17 protein-coding genes are annotated in these 16,453 nt (G+C 32.7%); 15 read left to right on the forward strand and 2 right to left on the reverse strand.

Annotation, left to right across the window (positions count from 1 at the left end; genetic code table 11):
- Nucleotides 1-9 precede the first annotated feature (9 nt).
- From EIZ39_RS01240 to EIZ39_RS01280, 8 genes are all read left to right on the forward strand, one after another.
- Nucleotides 10-327, forward strand: a complete 318-nt coding sequence (locus tag EIZ39_RS01240; RefSeq protein ID WP_129196579.1) for a hypothetical protein — start codon at nt 10-12, stop codon at nt 325-327.
- A gap of 19 nt (nt 328-346) precedes the next feature.
- On the forward strand, nt 347-3,172 hold the full coding sequence (locus EIZ39_RS01245; RefSeq protein WP_129196581.1) for a bifunctional DNA primase/polymerase: 2,826 nt from the start codon (nt 347-349) through the stop codon (nt 3,170-3,172).
- 463 nt (nt 3,173-3,635) lie between these two features.
- Nucleotides 3,636-4,067 carry a hypothetical protein gene (locus EIZ39_RS01250; protein WP_129196583.1) on the forward strand — a complete coding sequence of 144 codons (432 nt, stop codon included), beginning with the start codon at nt 3,636-3,638 and terminating at the stop codon, nt 4,065-4,067.
- A gap of 71 nt (nt 4,068-4,138) precedes the next feature.
- Nucleotides 4,139-4,390 carry a hypothetical protein gene (locus EIZ39_RS01255; RefSeq protein WP_129196585.1) on the forward strand — a complete coding sequence of 84 codons (252 nt, stop codon included), beginning with the start codon at nt 4,139-4,141 and terminating at the stop codon, nt 4,388-4,390.
- A 219-nt stretch (nt 4,391-4,609) separates the two neighbouring features.
- Nucleotides 4,610-4,894 (forward strand): hypothetical protein, encoded by a 285-nt coding sequence (locus EIZ39_RS01260; protein WP_129196587.1) that lies wholly within the window; start codon nt 4,610-4,612, stop codon nt 4,892-4,894.
- A 413-nt stretch (nt 4,895-5,307) separates the two neighbouring features.
- Nucleotides 5,308-5,706, forward strand: coding sequence for a hypothetical protein (locus tag EIZ39_RS01270; RefSeq protein ID WP_129196590.1), 399 nt, complete (start codon nt 5,308-5,310; stop codon nt 5,704-5,706).
- Between the two features lie 100 nt (nt 5,707-5,806).
- Nucleotides 5,807-6,340: a DNA-directed RNA polymerase subunit alpha C-terminal domain-containing protein gene (locus EIZ39_RS01275; RefSeq protein ID WP_129196592.1), complete on the forward strand. Its 534-nt coding sequence runs from the start codon at nt 5,807-5,809 to the stop codon at nt 6,338-6,340.
- Nucleotides 6,341-6,434: 94 nt separating this feature from the next.
- The gene (locus EIZ39_RS01280; RefSeq protein ID WP_129196594.1) at nt 6,435-7,460 is read left to right on the forward strand and encodes a DUF6615 family protein; all 1,026 of its coding nucleotides are present in this window, start codon (nt 6,435-6,437) and stop codon (nt 7,458-7,460) included.
- A gap of 193 nt (nt 7,461-7,653) precedes the next feature.
- Here EIZ39_RS01280 and EIZ39_RS01285 read toward each other — a convergent pair whose 3' ends face one another.
- Nucleotides 7,654-8,439, reverse strand: a complete 786-nt coding sequence (locus EIZ39_RS01285) for a hypothetical protein (protein ID WP_129196596.1) — start codon at nt 8,437-8,439, stop codon at nt 7,654-7,656.
- 800 nt (nt 8,440-9,239) lie between these two features.
- Here EIZ39_RS01285 and EIZ39_RS01290 point away from each other — a divergent pair.
- The 4 genes from EIZ39_RS01290 (at nt 9,240) to EIZ39_RS01310 (ending at nt 13,940) form a co-directional block, all read left to right on the forward strand.
- Nucleotides 9,240-9,869, forward strand: coding sequence for a hypothetical protein (locus EIZ39_RS01290; protein WP_129196598.1), 630 nt, complete (start codon nt 9,240-9,242; stop codon nt 9,867-9,869).
- A gap of 71 nt (nt 9,870-9,940) precedes the next feature.
- Nucleotides 9,941-12,004, forward strand: coding sequence for a sacsin N-terminal ATP-binding-like domain-containing protein (locus tag EIZ39_RS01295; protein WP_129196600.1), 2,064 nt, complete (start codon nt 9,941-9,943; stop codon nt 12,002-12,004).
- A 629-nt stretch (nt 12,005-12,633) separates the two neighbouring features.
- Nucleotides 12,634-13,077, forward strand: coding sequence for a hypothetical protein (locus EIZ39_RS01305; protein WP_129196602.1), 444 nt, complete (start codon nt 12,634-12,636; stop codon nt 13,075-13,077).
- Nucleotides 13,078-13,430: 353 nt separating this feature from the next.
- A complete protein-coding gene (locus EIZ39_RS01310) occupies nt 13,431-13,940 on the forward strand; it encodes a hypothetical protein (protein WP_129196604.1) in 510 nt (169 codons plus the stop codon).
- Between the two features lie 150 nt (nt 13,941-14,090).
- Here EIZ39_RS01310 and EIZ39_RS01315 read toward each other — a convergent pair whose 3' ends face one another.
- The gene (locus EIZ39_RS01315; protein WP_129196606.1) at nt 14,091-14,426 is read right to left on the reverse strand and encodes a hypothetical protein; all 336 of its coding nucleotides are present in this window, start codon (nt 14,424-14,426) and stop codon (nt 14,091-14,093) included.
- Nucleotides 14,427-14,631: 205 nt separating this feature from the next.
- Here EIZ39_RS01315 and EIZ39_RS01320 point away from each other — a divergent pair, with 205 nt between their 5' ends.
- The 3 genes from EIZ39_RS01320 (at nt 14,632) to EIZ39_RS01330 (ending at nt 16,445) form a co-directional block, all read left to right on the forward strand.
- Nucleotides 14,632-14,823 (forward strand): hypothetical protein, encoded by a 192-nt coding sequence (locus EIZ39_RS01320; RefSeq protein ID WP_129196607.1) that lies wholly within the window; start codon nt 14,632-14,634, stop codon nt 14,821-14,823.
- Nucleotides 14,824-14,922: 99 nt separating this feature from the next.
- Entirely contained in the window at nt 14,923-15,369 is a 447-nt protein-coding gene (locus EIZ39_RS01325) for a hypothetical protein (RefSeq protein WP_129196609.1), read from the forward strand.
- A 569-nt stretch (nt 15,370-15,938) separates the two neighbouring features.
- Nucleotides 15,939-16,445: a hypothetical protein gene (locus EIZ39_RS01330; protein WP_129196611.1), complete on the forward strand. Its 507-nt coding sequence runs from the start codon at nt 15,939-15,941 to the stop codon at nt 16,443-16,445.
- The last annotated feature ends 8 nt before the right edge of the window (nt 16,446-16,453 follow it).

A 16,453-nucleotide genomic window follows, 5' to 3' on the forward strand; every position in this document is an offset into this window, starting at 1 on the left:
GAAACGAACATGATTAAAATGAAGAAAATCGAATTTATCTTCAAAAACACAATGGAAATTAAAAAAAATGAGATTGAAATGTACCTCATTGGTTTTATGGAAATCGATATGATAACTGGGGAATCAAGAGAAGTAATTGAAGAAGTAACAGAAATTATTAGGTGTTCTAGGTGTGAGGAAGAACCATCTGTTGAACAGGAAACATCAGATAAAGAATGTTCTCATTTATGTTCTACGTATTACTTTAATGAAGAGAATAACCATCTTTGTTGGTTTTGCTATAATCAGCTAATTAACAGATATCTAGAAGAAGTAATGTATTCTTAAAGAAGGGAGAGTGAGGTTAATGTCACAAACAGATCAAGTGAGTTATATTGCTATTGGAGAAAATAAAAAAGACTCCAGTCCAAATGGAGTCGAACAAAATATCGATACTTCTACTATAGATAAAAATACAGAAAAAATCAAGTTAAGTGAATTTGGACAAGCTGCATTAGCTTATCTAAATAAAGGATTTTCGGTTATTCCACTGAGGCAGAAAGATAAAAATTCACTAGTCTCATGGCGAGAATTTCAAAAAAGACTACCCACTGAGGACGAGGTTATTGATTGGTGGACAAAGTGGCCAGATGCCAATATAGGTATCGTTACAGGGGAAATATCAGGGATTGTGATATTGGATATCGATGGTGATGAAGCATTCGATGTTCTCCAACAGAAGTATGGGATCTCGAAAGATGAGTTACTTAAAAACCCTCATGTGAAAACAGGAAAAGGATACCACATTTACTTTAATCACCCTAAAGATGGTAAATTGTATAAGAATTTTGCGCGGCAGAAGGAAAAGCTAGATTTTAGAGGGGACGGTGGCTACGGAGTAGCCCCACCGTCTATCCATCCTGACGGACCAACCTACGATTGGGTGTTGAGCCCTTTTGAAGTTAATTTACAAGAACTGCTTGAAGGGTTGAAAAATTTCTGTGATGGAGTGAAAGAAGATGATCTTAATGATTCTTCTAAGAAACTTCGTTTAAATGATGATGAAGGTGTAAAGTATCCTGACTCAGATTTTGAAAAAATTATGGAGAAATGTGCTTTTGTCTTGGAATGTGTTAAAAATGCAAGAACACTTTCCGAACCAGAGTGGCATAGTGCGTTGAGTATTGCACTTTTTTGTAAAAACGGAGAAGAGAAGGCTCACGAAATTAGCGAGCCCTATGATGATTACTCCTTTGATGAAACCCAAATGAAAATCGAGAAACTCATGGAGTTCGGTCCCAAAACTTGTGCAAAAATCCAAGAAGAACATGGGAATGAATGTTGTAAGGATTGTCCTGTTAACGGTCTAATTACGAGTCCTATTGTTTTGGGTTATCCACCATTAAAGCGTGATATACCATCAATTGTTATTGAAACTTGCCCAGATCCTTCTGAAAGAGAAGAATTGTTTGAACAGGTTAAAGATCTTTTAATTCCATTTAAATACTGGGTTACTATTGATGGAATCAAAGAGTTAAGAGGAGAAGATGAACCTGCTGTACTTGTGACCAATCAACCGATCGTCATCACAACAATTTTTGAAGATATTCATGATCATACAGAAAAAGTAAAGCTATTGTTTTATCGCTTGGGAAAATGGAAAGAAATCACAATGAATCGGGATGAGATGTTAAATAACAAAAAGCTTGAAAAATACGGTAAGCAAGGGTTAGATGTTAATTCCAATAATTCAAAACACCTTGTGAAGTATCTTGCTCAATTTGAGTCCCTCAATATATCAAGATTAAAGGTTAAGAATACCTACTCGTTACTTGGTTGGAACGGTAATAAATTTATTACCCAAAATGGAGTGCTTACGGAAGATGGATTTGAAAAAGATTCAAATGTGATGTTTCATCCTAACTTTGGTGAGCCAAGTATTGAGCTTAACGTACAAGAAAACGAGGAGTTTTATAAGGTAGCTAAATATGTATTACCTAGATTGTTTCAAATTAATGATATAAAAGTAGTACTACTAATTATAGGATGGTTTTTTGCAGCAAGCATAGCGCCAAAAATCCGAGAAAAAACCAATAAACAATTCCCTATTCTTAATGTATGGGGTAAACGTGGAGCAGGTAAGTCGACATTGGTAGAATTATTGGTTAGGATGGTAGGGCTAAAGGATGAACTCCTTGCTATTTCTTCTAATTTTACACTAACCAAAGCTATGAGTGAATCGAATGCTGTACCCGCAGTTTTTGATGAATATAAACCATCTGAATTTAGTGATTCTAAATTAAATACACTGAATCAAAAATTAAAATTAGCTTATAGGGGAGACCCAGATAGCCGCGGTCAACAGGATTTAAGTGTGAAGAAGTTTCACCTTACAGCACCAATTGTCATTATTGGAGAAGATCACTTTAATGACCAAGCTCTCCGTGAACGATCCGTTGTAGTTACATTAAATCGTAGATGGCTAGATGAAAATGGGGATAAAGCTCATAAGGCTCTGTTTGAAGTACTAGAACACCCAGAATTTAGACTTGAAGATTTTGCTTATGGTTTCTACAAATATATTATCGGATACGCAAAAGATAGGAAATTTCTAAGTGATGACTTGGAACTGGCTAAAGAAATTATCGAACAACCAGCTTTTGATAATGTTCCGTATCGTAATAAGAATAATACGAAGGTACTTGTTGTTGGAATCCAGATGTTAAGAAGATTAATTAAAACCCTAGAGATAGAAGTCGATATATCCATGGAGGATGTTTTATATTCTGTTTTGTATGGATTAGATCATATATTAGTTGAAAATAAGACTTCACTCGATTTATCTATGGAGCATATGGTCAATAATCTTTCAGATTTTATACGGAAATTTACAGTGGATCAAAATCCTCAACAGGCCATAGCTTTTGATGGAGAAAAGTTATATGTGAGTTATGCTAAATTTACCCAATATATTGAGGATGCCTCTAAATCAAATTTAGATTTACCAAATAAGAAGCAATTAAAGCAAGAATTAAAAGAAAACGAGGAGTCTAAGGGATATATTTTGGAATCAAAAAAGCAAAAGTCAATTAGTGGAAAGAACTGGGGAAAAATGATTTGGATTGACTGGGGTAAGTTGAAAACAGTCATTGATGTAGAAGATATAGATATAGAATCTGTAACTATATCCTAACCTGTGTGGTTAGGATATTTTTTATAACCAAAATTAGAAAGCAGAAGATAAAATGGTTAGAAATCAACCTAACTATCTTAAAAGTGGTTAGGTTACTTCCACTTACTGTACCTAACTTGTGTATAAGTTTAGTGCTTAACTCTAACCATTCTAACCAGTTTGTAACATAGACATAGATTTATTACTTATATATCCCATTATCTAAAGATATGCTTTAACGCATTGAAAAAAATAGCTGTTTAAAAGGGGTAGTATTCCATTTTGATTAGAATGGTTAGTTTGATTATTGAAGTAGATTTAACCCTAGGGATTAAAGGATTCTTCGAATAATCATTACTCTAAAAAACAGTTAGTTAATAACCACTTTACAACAGAAAGAAAACAAACTAGGGTTAAAAGGAGGTAATTAAAACTAGGAAAAGAATTGATATGATAGGGGTATTGATAAGGGGGTTAATCTTTTGTGAGCTCTTTATTAAAGGTGTTTTATGCTAACCAATCACAAGTATGGATTTCACTAAGTAAGGTGGAGCTATTTGATGTTCTTGAGGAAATTCTGACTAGTTTAAGTAACTACTATTTTACTGAAGCTAAAATAGAAGTAGCAATGGAATTATTCATATACCCAAAAATTGTAGATATCCAACTTAATAAAGAAAAAAGGCATTTATTAATAAAAAATACAAATTTTATGGTTAACTACTATCTTAATGATAACGATTTAGATATAAAAATAATCTTTAATGAGAGTACCAAAAAAATTGGTTTTAGCATTATAAAGGATGATTCCAATAATACTGAATATTATAGACCCTTTTACGAAGTAACTTTGTGGTTTTACCCTATCGATTCTTTTCTGGACGAAATAGAGGCGTATTTTCAAATTAATACATAGAGTAAGTATAGTTGTCCTTTTTGGTATGATTAAACTAGAGATAACTAATTTATAAACATGGAGGAATCAAAATGGACAAGATTAAAGTAATAAATCCAACATTAGAGGGGACATACACAAACTCTGATGGACACAAGGTACAAGTGTTTGATTTTGAATGTGAGAGAACTGAAAGACTGTATTCCCTTGAGTTCAATTTAGATACACACAACATAGATGTTTACAGTTGGGATAGAGAGAAAGATGAACGTCAAGATATTATAATAACAACAGAAGAGAAAGAAAGGTTAAAAACCGAGGTTTACGAAGTATTTGAGTTTTAGGGTCAGAACAACACAACCACATCATATGGTTTTCCCTAAAGGGTTCTCCATGTTATGTGGTTGTGTTTTTTTCCCATTTCTCCACAACCAGAATACTTGTTCTGGTTGTGGTTCTATAAACATAAATTCTCTACTAAATGTAGTTCCGTAGTTCCAAGGAACAAATCCAATACTATAGTTCCATGGTTCCGCAAAATCATGGTAAAAAGGGGGATATAAATGGCAATACGAGTAGAGGGGAGAGGAATGAAGATTACGAAGGAGACCAAGAAAACTAAAAAAGTGCGTGTTGGCGGTCCATACTTAGACTCCGAAACTTACAGCAAAATAAAAAGGCTCTCCCGCTGTCTGGACACTGGAATACCAACTATTCTAGAGGAGATGGCCGTTTTACTTCTAAACAACCCATCTTGGCTTACTTATATTCAGGATAAGTATGGGATTGGCTCAGATGACATCTTCAGGATTGTTCCGATACTTGAAGAGGGGAAATTAAAGTATTAGTACAGATAATGGAAAACATGATTATTTATCTCTCTAATTCCTTTATAATAATTATATAAATTGATGGGGGTTCACTAATATGATCTGTGAATGTGGTGGAATACTGTTTGTGATTCGGGTGGAAGAACCACCTAATACCTTAAGTAAACAAGAAAAACTGGTTTATAACCGCTTATGTGATGTTCAATGTCAAAAGTGCGATAAGGTATATTTCTCGCAGCCTTATGATTTTGGACAAAGATTAAATATAGTTAAAGATTTGTCCAAAAAGGAGAATTAAATTATACAGAGGTTAATTAGATCTACTCCAATAATTACAGTATCTTAAATTGATGTCTACATTGATGTTTTGAGGTAGCTCCTATTAAGTTTTAAAATAGTAATATAGACTACTTAATAGGAGTGATTTAGTGGTGAATACCGATAATAAAAGAAATTATATTAGGACTCTAACCTTACTGTTTGCTGTCCACCGATTAATTGAATTGCTTTTCTGGGGCACAGAAAATTTTGCAACTTCATTTCTGCGTAGATTTATAATAGAGTCTGCCTGTATTACTGGGGTACTAAAAGATCATATGGAACACCTCAACTTAGATGAATGCATACAACTTATATTAAACTTTGGTGATTTAGAGAAGTATCTAAAGAAAAAGGAAATAGAAGAGATAATTAGTTATTTAGAGAACTTAAAAAAGTCTGATTTAAGTATTGAAGAAAAGATTGATTTAGCTAATATATTAGATAACCTTCTTACTACGCTTTATGAAATTGAAATTAATAAATTAAGAATGGAAAATAAACAAGTATAAATCCTCTTATTTTTAAGGGGATTTTTTTTGAAGGAAACAGACACGTAAATACGGAATTAATTGGTAGATAATAATCGCTGAGTTGTAAGGAGAGTAATTTATGAGATCTGTACGTAAATTGAGGAGTAAAACTAAGATATATGACTGGAAAGCCGAGCAGAAGAAACTAAAAAAAGAAAAGTTTAAAGAAGAGTGCTTATTAGCTAAAGAAAGATTTCAAATCATTCTACAAAACAATGTTTGCCCATGGGATGAAGTTACAACTAAGACACTAGAAGAATACTTTCAAGGACAACGAAATTACAGCTTAAGTGAAATTGGAAAAACTTATGGTCAAATTAAACGCATTATTGTAAAGGAAATAAAAAGACTGGCTAACGATACTTATAAGAAGCATTGGGACTATAAACAATCAGGTTATGAGCCAATTGAAGTTTCGGGTATAGGTGTCCTGAAATTAACAGCAAGGTCAGAAAATGCGTTGCTAAGGTATGGCGTTAAGACGATTGGAGATCTCGTTAAAATTGATCGTGACAGACTACTAAGATACAGAAATCTTGGGGCTAAAAGTGCGGATGAAATAGAAGAAAAACTATTGGGATTTAACCTTAAGCTAAGTAGTAATAAAGAGTGAAAAATGACAAACCAATTAATGGAAAATGGAACAAATCAAAGTGTTTATTCGTTAGTGACTATTAATTGACTTAATTGCGAGGGGAATTTATCAGATGAAAATGAGGAATGAACTGCTGTACAAATGCTTTAAACAGGGATCACGAAGTATTTGGAATCAATTTGGTGATTTTACTGAAAAAGGATTTTCTGTTGGAGAAGAGACTATAACTGAAACTACATTGTTAGATTTAGTTAAAAAAATGCCCAATCTAATGCTGTCTAGAAAATTTGAAGCTGCAATAAAGCCTTTTAATAAAGCAGAAGAGAGAGATAATGGGGCGGATTGGGAATGGTATATTATTGATGGAGAAGAGTGGATTAAATTTTTGGTTCAAGCTAAAAAATTAAAAACTGAACTGCAGAAAAAAAAGATCAAAATGTATTATGAACTAAAAAGAGAATATAAGGATGGAACTACACAATGTCAGAATTTAATCTACCATGCTTGGACTAATGGCTTTATTCCTATATACTGCTTTTATAATTTTTTTGATGTTAGTGAAAATGAAAAATTTCTCCCAGAAAGTGGGGATGTTGCATTTCCTGCAGATTATGAGTTACTTGGATGGACTTACTGTTATGCTGATATGGTTTACAAATATGAAAAGAATAAAACTTTTGAAGAAATGCAATCCTTTACAACAACCGTAGCATCTATTTTTTGTTCAGATAAGTCAATTTATGAGATCTTAGAAGACTATAATGATGATGATGATGATGATGATGGTGGCGGAATCTCTGTTAAAGTTCCAACCGATAACTATGGTGGTGGAAGTTTCTTACATAAGCCAGAGATAAAACCACAAAAGTTGGGTACCTTACCTGACTATGTAAAGCAGATGCTTTCTGATACAAAAGTAAATGTAGGGGATTATGGGCAAATTCAAGATCCGAATGCTAGTCCCCAGTCGTCGCAGTTAGTAGCAGTAACTATTCGGGTACCAGTAAATAATGAAAATGAAGAACATGAAAATCAAATTCAGTCAAGTTCTAAAAGTAGTAGTTCTTTTACTTCGAATAATAAGAAAGAAAAAAGGTTAGTAAATTCAAATCAAGAACAAAGAGGAGCTTTTGTTTAGCTTCAAACTATTTCGATGACTAGTAATGATAATATGGAATACAGAAAGATACCGTCCGAATCAGTAGAGGTATCTTTTTGTATAGGAAGAAGCATAGTTAAGCCCAACCTTCGTTTTATAATTGAGATTCCTTGAACTATCTGTATAAATCACATAACACGTACAAACCTCTTCTTCATTCCTTTTGATTGGTTTACATTTCATCAAACTTATCTATCAGATAATCTATTAATAAAATACATCTTAGTGAGTTTAATTCAGTTCCATAGTTGGTATCTGCACCATGAAGAATAGCATGTCTACTTAAAGGTGAATCAAGAACTTGACCATGATGAAAACTACTTAGAACAAAATTAAAGAAAAATAATTGAATGGTATCATCAAAGCTAAAGCTACTTTTTTTACTAAGTAATGATTGAGCATAATCCTTTAGTTTATCCTGTTTTAGCCAACCTGTATGTTTAAATTGTTCAACAATAATTCCTTCAATTTGCGGAAGTAGGGTTGGGATAGATGTATAATATTTCTCAGTATTATGTGCTTCTATTGCTTCCATTAGAATTGGTATTCTTGAACTTAACCATTCAATATTGGACCAACGAACTAAAATCCCCTCTACTTTGGATTTATTAAACTCAGTGACGAGATAATCCTCAACTAGACCTCTTGTTTTTTCTAACCCATGTTCTTCATAAAAACGAACTATATATCTCGCTTGTGGAATTTCAATTTCGTCATGCGGTGGATATCCAATCTCAACCATAATTAATTTAAATTTTTTGATGTCTGATTCAGTTTCTTCTATGGCGTCAGCGATATCTTTTAAGTTTAGTGCGTGCATTTGCACATTCATAGCTTCTGCGAACTTTATCATGGGTTGAGTGGCTTGTCTTAGTTGTTCCTGAATTACTGCCATGTTTTCCGTAGCTTCTTTAAATACTTCATTAAAACGACTTAAATCAGGTAATTGTAAGTGCACCTCTATTCCCCCATTGCATCCCATTATAATATTTTTAAATTTAGTGAATCCATGTTTATCAAGAAGGATTCTACAGCTAACCTTTTACTCCTCCGTAAAGATACTATTGTAAATCGTATGATAGGATGTGTATCCTACATAAAACTCAACCGATTCCTCAAGAGCACCTAGATCATACAAATTCTTATATCCGCTAGTAGTTGTATTTGTAGATAGATTTCTTAAGCAATGTTTTATAGCCCCGTAATGCCCATGATATTTATTTGCTAATCGGACAAAACAACTGGCAATGAACCCCATCAGAATACTTGAACCATCTTTTCTCTTTAGCCATATCTTTATAAAATTGAATAATAAGTTCTTGGTTTCATAAAGTGTCTCCTTACAAGATAATTAATTACCTTGATTTTACAATATTTATTTACATAAATCTTTAAAGAACTTAGTTATTTTAATTTTTGGTTTGAACCAATGGAATCCTAAGAGTAATACTAAAAGGAAAGAGAGGCGTGAGATCAAAGTTGAAAGAAGCGGTAGAATTGTTCTCTAATATGTAACTAGTAGCTTTGTCAAAAGCTTGAATTGGGTCACACTTAGTAATTATTAATTCATTTTACTAAGTTGTCACATCCCATTGATAGAATAGGGGAAACAGAAGAAGCTAAGATTGGTCTTATTTTGTTAAAATATGCCTTTGTTTTAAAAGTTTATTTCATAGTAAATACCCATATATTGGTTGTATAAGTGAAGGCTAGTAGATATAATTTATTTAACAAATTTAATAGGATGGGGTGTTCATTGTGGCAAAGGGTTCGATAAATAAAGAGGAATTATTACTTCAAAGTTTTGATATATTAAAAAATAATTTAGAGGGTAATAGTGATAAAATACAAGAAATTATTGCAAAAATAGCAAAAAGTAATACATCATTATCAATTGATATGTGGCGATATGTTCTCGTAAATGGAGAAGCTATTATAAAAAGAAATGGATATAGTTTTACTGCTGGGATGTTGTATAGCTTAAAACGTACGATTGGTAATGAAGAAGTAATAACAGTTTTAAATGAAAATGAAGAAATACTAGAATGTGTTTTCGGCAAATCTAATAGTATTAGTTCGAGTTACATTTGGGATGCCTTAAAGTTTGGATATATTGAACTTGCGGAAAAAATGTATTCCTTAGTTAAAAAAAATCGCTATAAAGATGATTCTCTAGCAGAAATTGTTGAGGAAATATGTGATTCTTTTGCTTCAGAATTTGATTACATTCATGATGTAGATGATGACGACAATGACAATTACGATGATTCTATTGAGGATAGAGAACGTGCAAATCAAGTTGCAAGTGTGCTATTAAAATGGGTAGGTAATATAAGAGATAAAGAAGCAAAAGCTCGGATCACAGTTTCATTGATTGACTATGTTTAATTATATAACTTAATTAAGCAACCTCATGTTTTTTTGCATGAGGTTTTTTTAAGAGAGGTGGGAGAAATTCTATGGAGCAAGTTATTAAAAAAATTAGCAATCGTTTTTTAGAAGAAGCTAAGTCGTCACCTCAATTATTAGCGGATATGGCAGCAATGGAAAAATACATGGCTGAAAGTTACGGGGAACGTATTTTTATAGAGTTATTACAAAATGCAGATGATGCAAAATCAAATCGTATTACTTTCTATAGTAAAAATGGTCATATATTCTTTGCAAATGATGGAAAACCATTTAATGAACAAGATATTGAAAGCATTTGTCGTTCAGGGGCAAGCTCTAAAAAGCGAGGAGAATCAATTGGGTATCGAGGTATTGGGTTTAAAAGCACTACATTTCTAACTAACACTATTATAATTCACTCCAATAATGTTGGATTCACCTTCTCAAAGGAATTGTGTGCTAAGAAATTACAGATTTCGGATAGCAATAAAGTACCAACTGTTCGTATTCCTTTACATGTAGAAGATATTGAATACGAAATAGCTGAGGAAGTACAAAAACTCTATAAGGAAGGTTATAGAACCATTTTTATTTTTATGGATGCTCGATTAAGTGTATTGGAGGAGGAATTAGCTGCCGTAAATGATGGGTACTTCTTATTTCTTAACAATATTCAAATAATCCAAATTAACATTTCGACGATTTATAGAAATTTCAAGGTATTAAGAGACCATCAACGAGTTTGCATTCAAGAAGATGGATATGAAAAGAAAGAATGGTACATTGTTGCTGATAGACAAAACAAATCTGTGCAGCTTGGTTTTAAGATAGGTGAACAAGGTCAGGTTATTGCTTGTGATAGGGAAGAAGGGGTATTTCATTGTTATTTGCCAACCTCGGAATTTACTGGTTTTCCTTTTAAAATCAATTGTGACTTTTCAACAGACCCAAGTCGAAAACATTTAACTTGGGATGAAAAGACTAAAAGGGGTTTAAAAAATGCTGCAGAACAGTTATTTAATACCACAGTTGTAATCTTGCAAGAAGGTCACGAATCATTGCTACATATTTTTTCATTACTTGAAAAACGTCAATCTTTCTCGAAGTTTTCTAACTATATGTACGATAATTTTGTTCATCTAATAAAAAATGAAAAATGGATTCCCTTATACAACGGTGAAAAAATTAGTGCCATTGAATACAAACGAAAACCACGGTTTTTAGAACCATCTGAATTTAGATGGATGCGGGAGCATTCTTCACTGAAACACCTTACACCAATTGCAAGTCTACAACAAAATAGTTCATTAGATAACTTCTTGGAGTCATTTGCGAATGGAATGTATGAAATTCCAGATTGGATAACCATCTTATCAGAGAGAGAGTTTGTAGTTAAATTAGATCAGACTTTATTGGGTAAACTCTATGGTCAATTAATGAAGTCGGTTCGTTCTAAAATGGTGCTTAATAAAGAGGTATTTCAACTGGAAACATGCTATATAAAAAATGATCAAAGTGAACTGATGCTATGGGGAAGTAAAGGAATAGAATATGCAAAATCGTTCATTTCGGAGTTCCTAAATTCACTAACAGATAATGATATAAAATGGATTAATAATACCTATAATACCAGCTTTACAAAGGAGCTATCCTTTGATAATAATCGTTTGAATACATCTAGTAACGCGGATTCTAATATTTTTGCAAGTTCGTTAACCTCCATTTTTTCATCGAAAAAAAAGGCAATCTCAATCTCAAAATGGCGTGCAGCAGAATATCAATGTATAGAATTTGAGCAAATGCAAGGAAATCAGGCTAAAGATGTTAGTAAACAGAACTTAGGCTATGACGTGCATAGTGAAACTAAAACAGGTGAGAAACGCTATATTGAGGTAAAATCTATTTCTAATCGAAATGCCGAAGTTTCGTTGACGAATAATGAATATACGGCAGCACATCAATATGGTGATGCCTACTACTTGTGTATTATCTATCAACAAGATGACCAACTATTATTAGAATATATACAGAATCCCTTAAAGCACTTAAAGTTAGAGAAGCGTGTTAAACAATGGGAATGGATTTGTGACGATTATATCGGTGAAAAATTTGTATTAGATTTCAACAACTAGATCTATAGTATATTTGAGTAGTCATTGAAGTATGGGGACTCTATTGTTAAATATGGCATATGGCAAAAGGGCTGTAATCAAATTATAGCCCTTTTGCCATATTTTAATATCATACTCAACTATTATTTCTATAGAAAAATATACTGCCAAAAACGCATTGTTTCTATTAGCTAATACCCATCTTGGATTATATAGCGTTTATGATTCAGTTCCATAACAACTTTGATTTTACGTGTGTATAGGGTTAACGAAATATGAATTTCACTCGTCGATCATTGCCCAAAATTTATACGATGCTTGAATGGGGGGTTGTTAAAGCTGGAGATATTATTATGGCCAAAGATCGTGGAGATGAAGGATCACTTTTGAAATACGGTAATCTCTTAGTTAATGGTAAAGAGCTGTCAATGCAAATGTAGCTTAAAGAGGTTTACGGGTGGTCAAGTGTTCAGACTTATATGTTTGCAGTCCATAAAGAAAGTGGTAAGACGCTCTCTCAAATCCTTGAGGAGTATATGAATAAGTTAGCTGCTGAAGCTGTAGAAGAACGGGAAAATCAAGAAGTAGATTGACAGTGGCATTAAGCTAATGTCTAATATATGCGGATATTACTGAAGGGTGTGAGGGTTGTGAATCTAGTTGATTTCGTTCCACAAGAACAAGAAGTTAAAGTTGCAATAGACTTAGTACAAAGGTTAGAAGTGCTTTCAACAAAACAATTGACTACCGACATCTTGGAATCTTTGCTATTTTCGACTCACTACATCACACAGCATAAAGATTTTTTTCATAAGGCAAGAAACAGACATGTTACCCTAATTTTTACAGACAAAGCTCAACTTAGCTTTAATCTTGGAGATGACTATATGGGATTAAACGCTAATCTAATTTTATATAAATTGTCATCGCTCGAAGGTAAAAACCAGACTGAACAGACGATAATATTAACAGAAGAGATGGTTCATCACTTTTGGGACTCAGCAGATGAAGTATATGTAAAAAGTATTGTATGTGAAATGATTCCTAATGTTATTTTAAACCCAGAATTGCCCGGATACATCATTGTGGGCTAGTCTTTATACAACGAATAGGAGAACTTAATTAGGCTCTCACACACAAGAAAATTTTGTTTAATTGACAATTCGTATTTTAAACAAGCCCAAGCGTATTATAGAGAGCGGAAAGTCACGAGATTACCGCAAAAATAGCTGCAGCCTCGTTTAGCTATGGTTAAACTAACTGGATTACATTAATCAGGAAGGCTACTTAGTCAATCTTCTTTTTTTGTTGAACTAAAGGGAGTATACTTTATAACATAAAAATTTGAAAAAGAACTAAAAGAATAAACCCATCAATTGCACGAATAATTAAGATGAATTTAAAACGCAATCATTTTTAACAAATAAAAAAATATGGGTGATAATTAATGGCTGAATTTGGTCAAGAGAACGTAAAGAAGTTTTTAGAGAGTTATCGACTTGAAGTAAATAAAATTGAGGAAGGAGAAGAAAAAACACCTGATTTCGAAGTCTCTTTTCAAGGGGAAAGGGTCTTTTTTTGTGAGGAGAAAACTCTTGAGTATGATGATTTTGAGGGTTGCAAAAATGATTCAACGTATAACGCTATCTCAAATCATATTCACAAAGCAACTAAGCAGTTCAACAGCGTTAATCCTAATCATGATATTCCTAACGTTCTTGCTTTTACAAATCTCGATACCTTGAAAGACATTCATGATTTATTTATTACTATTACTGGGAAAGCGTTGTTGGAACAGGGAGGTTTATTAAAGATCAGAAATGTTGGAAGAATCGAGGCAGATTTAGATTTTATTGACCTTTTTCTTTGGTTCGATAAAGATAAGTTTATAAATTTTATGCTTGGGAAAAATAGCAAATATGAAAAAGATTTACTCAATATTTTTGGAATTAAGTAATAAATGACATTCACTAAGCTATCTGTTCAAAAAAATGGTTATATTTGAGACGATCTACTAACGGGATTCTATAGTTCAAGATAATCGCTTATGCAGAATTATTAAATTTATTTGTGAAACTATGTACCAGAACCTAATATGTTCTGGTTTTTACTTATAGAGATAAAAGTGAATCTCCTTTTGCAGTTCTAGACTACATGTGTATTGCCTAAGACACTTTTCTAAGTTTAACAAGACCATGTTAGGATCCATAAGAGAATGATTTCTACCCATTAAATACTGTGTATTACCTTGGAGAATGGTTCTCCTAGTAATTAGTCGCGCATTAATGAAGCCTCCAAATCTTTTATAATATATAATCGCTTGATCCTTACTTACTCCAAATACATGACCTGTACTAGAATCCGTAATAATAAAACCGATAATATACCATTCTGGCGAGACGATTGTTCTAAGGATGATTAACCTAGGTCTAGATAATTTCATTTTTTCACTCTCCTTTAACTTAATTGTAAAGGAAGTTGTAGATGTGAATCTCCGTAATTTCTTTTCATGATTACTATGAAAAGGTGGTAACTGAAGGTGAAAAAGCTTCAGTTGGGATTAGCTGTGAATTAAATAAAAATCTAATTAAAATTGCTGAAGATAAGGGTCAAGATTATTACTTCATTGATCGGGAAATTGAGATTTAATGAGGAAAGTTTTAAATTTAGGACTGGTGGAATCCTACGAAGAATTTGAGGAAGTTGAATTCTACTACACAACTCTCGTTTATAAGGGTTTCAATAGCTATTCTGGGTCTTTGTATATTCAAGATAAGGAGAAATTTGTAAATACACTAACAGTAATGATTCGAGAGGAAGAAGATCAAGATATGGATTAATAAATAGAATCTATCAGCAACATAACTAAATCCTATTTTTGGAAATTAGGTGTACTCCAGTATACACTAATACTAGACACAAAAATAGGAGTGGAGATAATGGAGGAATATAAAAATTACCAGTTAGAAAGATATGTTCTAACCTTGTTAAAGATGATGTTAGTAGAAAAAATTACGGAAGAGTTAGTTGGAGTGTCTACTTTCCTTATCCAAGAAAGAAGAGATTTCATTAAGGACTCAGCGTTAATGCTAGGTTTGACAAATGATGATAAAGTATTTGAGAGTTCCAAAAAAGACCTTGGAACTCTTATATCCCTATTAAAAAGAGAGGATTCATTCCATGAGAGGGAACTGTTGGTATTGCAACATTGTTTTTTTAATTGGAAGAGAAGGGATCTCACGACGGATGAAAAGTTATATCTGTCAAGAATTCTCGACTATACTTCTAACAGTATAACCTTATTAGAACTAGATAATTTAGAGGAAGATATGGAACTAATCGACGATGATCTATACGATGATGATTCCGATGAATTACCATTTTAAAATATTTAACCAAAAAACGCAGCCAAGTTGGCTGCGTTTTTATATTCTATTTTATATTCTATTTTATATTCTATTTTATATTCTAATATATACATAAGAATGGGTCAGAACAAATCACTTTACATAATAAATATGGCAAAAATACCTCGCATCAAGGGGATTTTGAGGTTGATTTACGGGATGATAGAATTATTTATAGGAACAATTTGGATCCCAACATATCGAGATAGATTCATTATGAGTTCTTTTTTAGTAGCTACAGCTCTGTTTTATATCTTAAAAGGACAGTCTTCTATACGAAACAAGGTGATTTTGAACCATTATGGACCAAAAACACCTCGCATCACAGTGATTTAGTAGTAGTTTTACTTTAAGTACAAGGTTAATTCATAACCGTTTCAGGTTATTTTATTATCGATTTTATTTCTTTACAGGAGTCCTGAACGACCCTTCCTGTGACCGTTCTGGGTCTAAAATGCCTTATTATCATCAAAAAATAGAGGGGCCCCCACCCCTAAATCGTTCAGGAAGGGTGTTTAGGAGGGGTGTATATTTGAAAGGAGAATTTTATGAAAGAAAAAAATGATGAACTAAAAGAAATAACACAATGGATAAAGAAGCCAAGTGTTATTCTGATGTATCTAATTTTGAAATCCATTAAGGAAAGAGATGGTGCCGTAGGTGATACTGTATGTATGGATGTGACGAAGACGAAAGGGCCAACTGAGCCAAGTAAAACTGATTATAAGTGGTCTTATGTGAAGAGGATTTTAACAGAAATTGAAAGTCTAGGATATATAGAAAGTATTAAACAACCCAAGAAAAAGGGTAGATCTTATTATTATTATCTTTCACGACAAGGAGAGAAAGAGTTTGAAAATGTTGAGAAGACCGCGTTAAAGTTAATTGAAGCTAATAAGGAAAAGCGAAAAATTGAGCAAAACGGTAATCAAGCAAACCAATTAATTGAAAGCAAGCCTAGTCCACTAAAAGAAAGTCCATTTATGAAAAGAACAAAGGAAGGTGGAGTAAATTCGAATATGCAAGTCAGGATAATCGATGCTAGGAAGAATTAAATTCTACT

It is taken from the genome of Ammoniphilus sp. CFH 90114, from assembly GCF_004123195.1.
In the GTDB taxonomy this organism is placed as follows: Bacteria; Bacillota; Bacilli; order Aneurinibacillales; family RAOX-1; genus YIM-78166.

Excerpts from the sequence above, each read along its gene's own strand:
- EIZ39_RS01280 (WP_129196594.1), top strand. The coding sequence starts at position 6,435 with ATGAAAATGAGGAATGAACTGCTGTACAAATGCTTTAAACAGGGATCA.
- EIZ39_RS01310 (WP_129196604.1), top strand. The coding sequence starts at position 13,431 with ATGGCTGAATTTGGTCAAGAGAACGTAAAGAAGTTTTTAGAGAGTTAT.
- EIZ39_RS01260 (WP_129196587.1), top strand. The coding sequence starts at position 4,610 with ATGGCAATACGAGTAGAGGGGAGAGGAATGAAGATTACGAAGGAGACC.
- EIZ39_RS01320 (WP_129196607.1), top strand. The coding sequence starts at position 14,632 with ATGAGGAAAGTTTTAAATTTAGGACTGGTGGAATCCTACGAAGAATTT.
- EIZ39_RS01240 (WP_129196579.1), top strand. The coding sequence starts at position 10 with ATGATTAAAATGAAGAAAATCGAATTTATCTTCAAAAACACAATGGAA.
- EIZ39_RS01245 (WP_129196581.1), top strand. The coding sequence starts at position 347 with ATGTCACAAACAGATCAAGTGAGTTATATTGCTATTGGAGAAAATAAA.
- EIZ39_RS01315 (WP_129196606.1), bottom strand. The coding sequence starts at position 14,426 with ATGAAATTATCTAGACCTAGGTTAATCATCCTTAGAACAATCGTCTCG.
- EIZ39_RS01275 (WP_129196592.1), top strand. The coding sequence starts at position 5,807 with ATGAGATCTGTACGTAAATTGAGGAGTAAAACTAAGATATATGACTGG.
- EIZ39_RS01325 (WP_129196609.1), top strand. The coding sequence starts at position 14,923 with ATGGAGGAATATAAAAATTACCAGTTAGAAAGATATGTTCTAACCTTG.
- EIZ39_RS01255 (WP_129196585.1), top strand. The coding sequence starts at position 4,139 with ATGGACAAGATTAAAGTAATAAATCCAACATTAGAGGGGACATACACA.
- EIZ39_RS01295 (WP_129196600.1), top strand. The coding sequence starts at position 9,941 with ATGGAGCAAGTTATTAAAAAAATTAGCAATCGTTTTTTAGAAGAAGCT.
- EIZ39_RS01330 (WP_129196611.1), top strand. The coding sequence starts at position 15,939 with ATGAAAGAAAAAAATGATGAACTAAAAGAAATAACACAATGGATAAAG.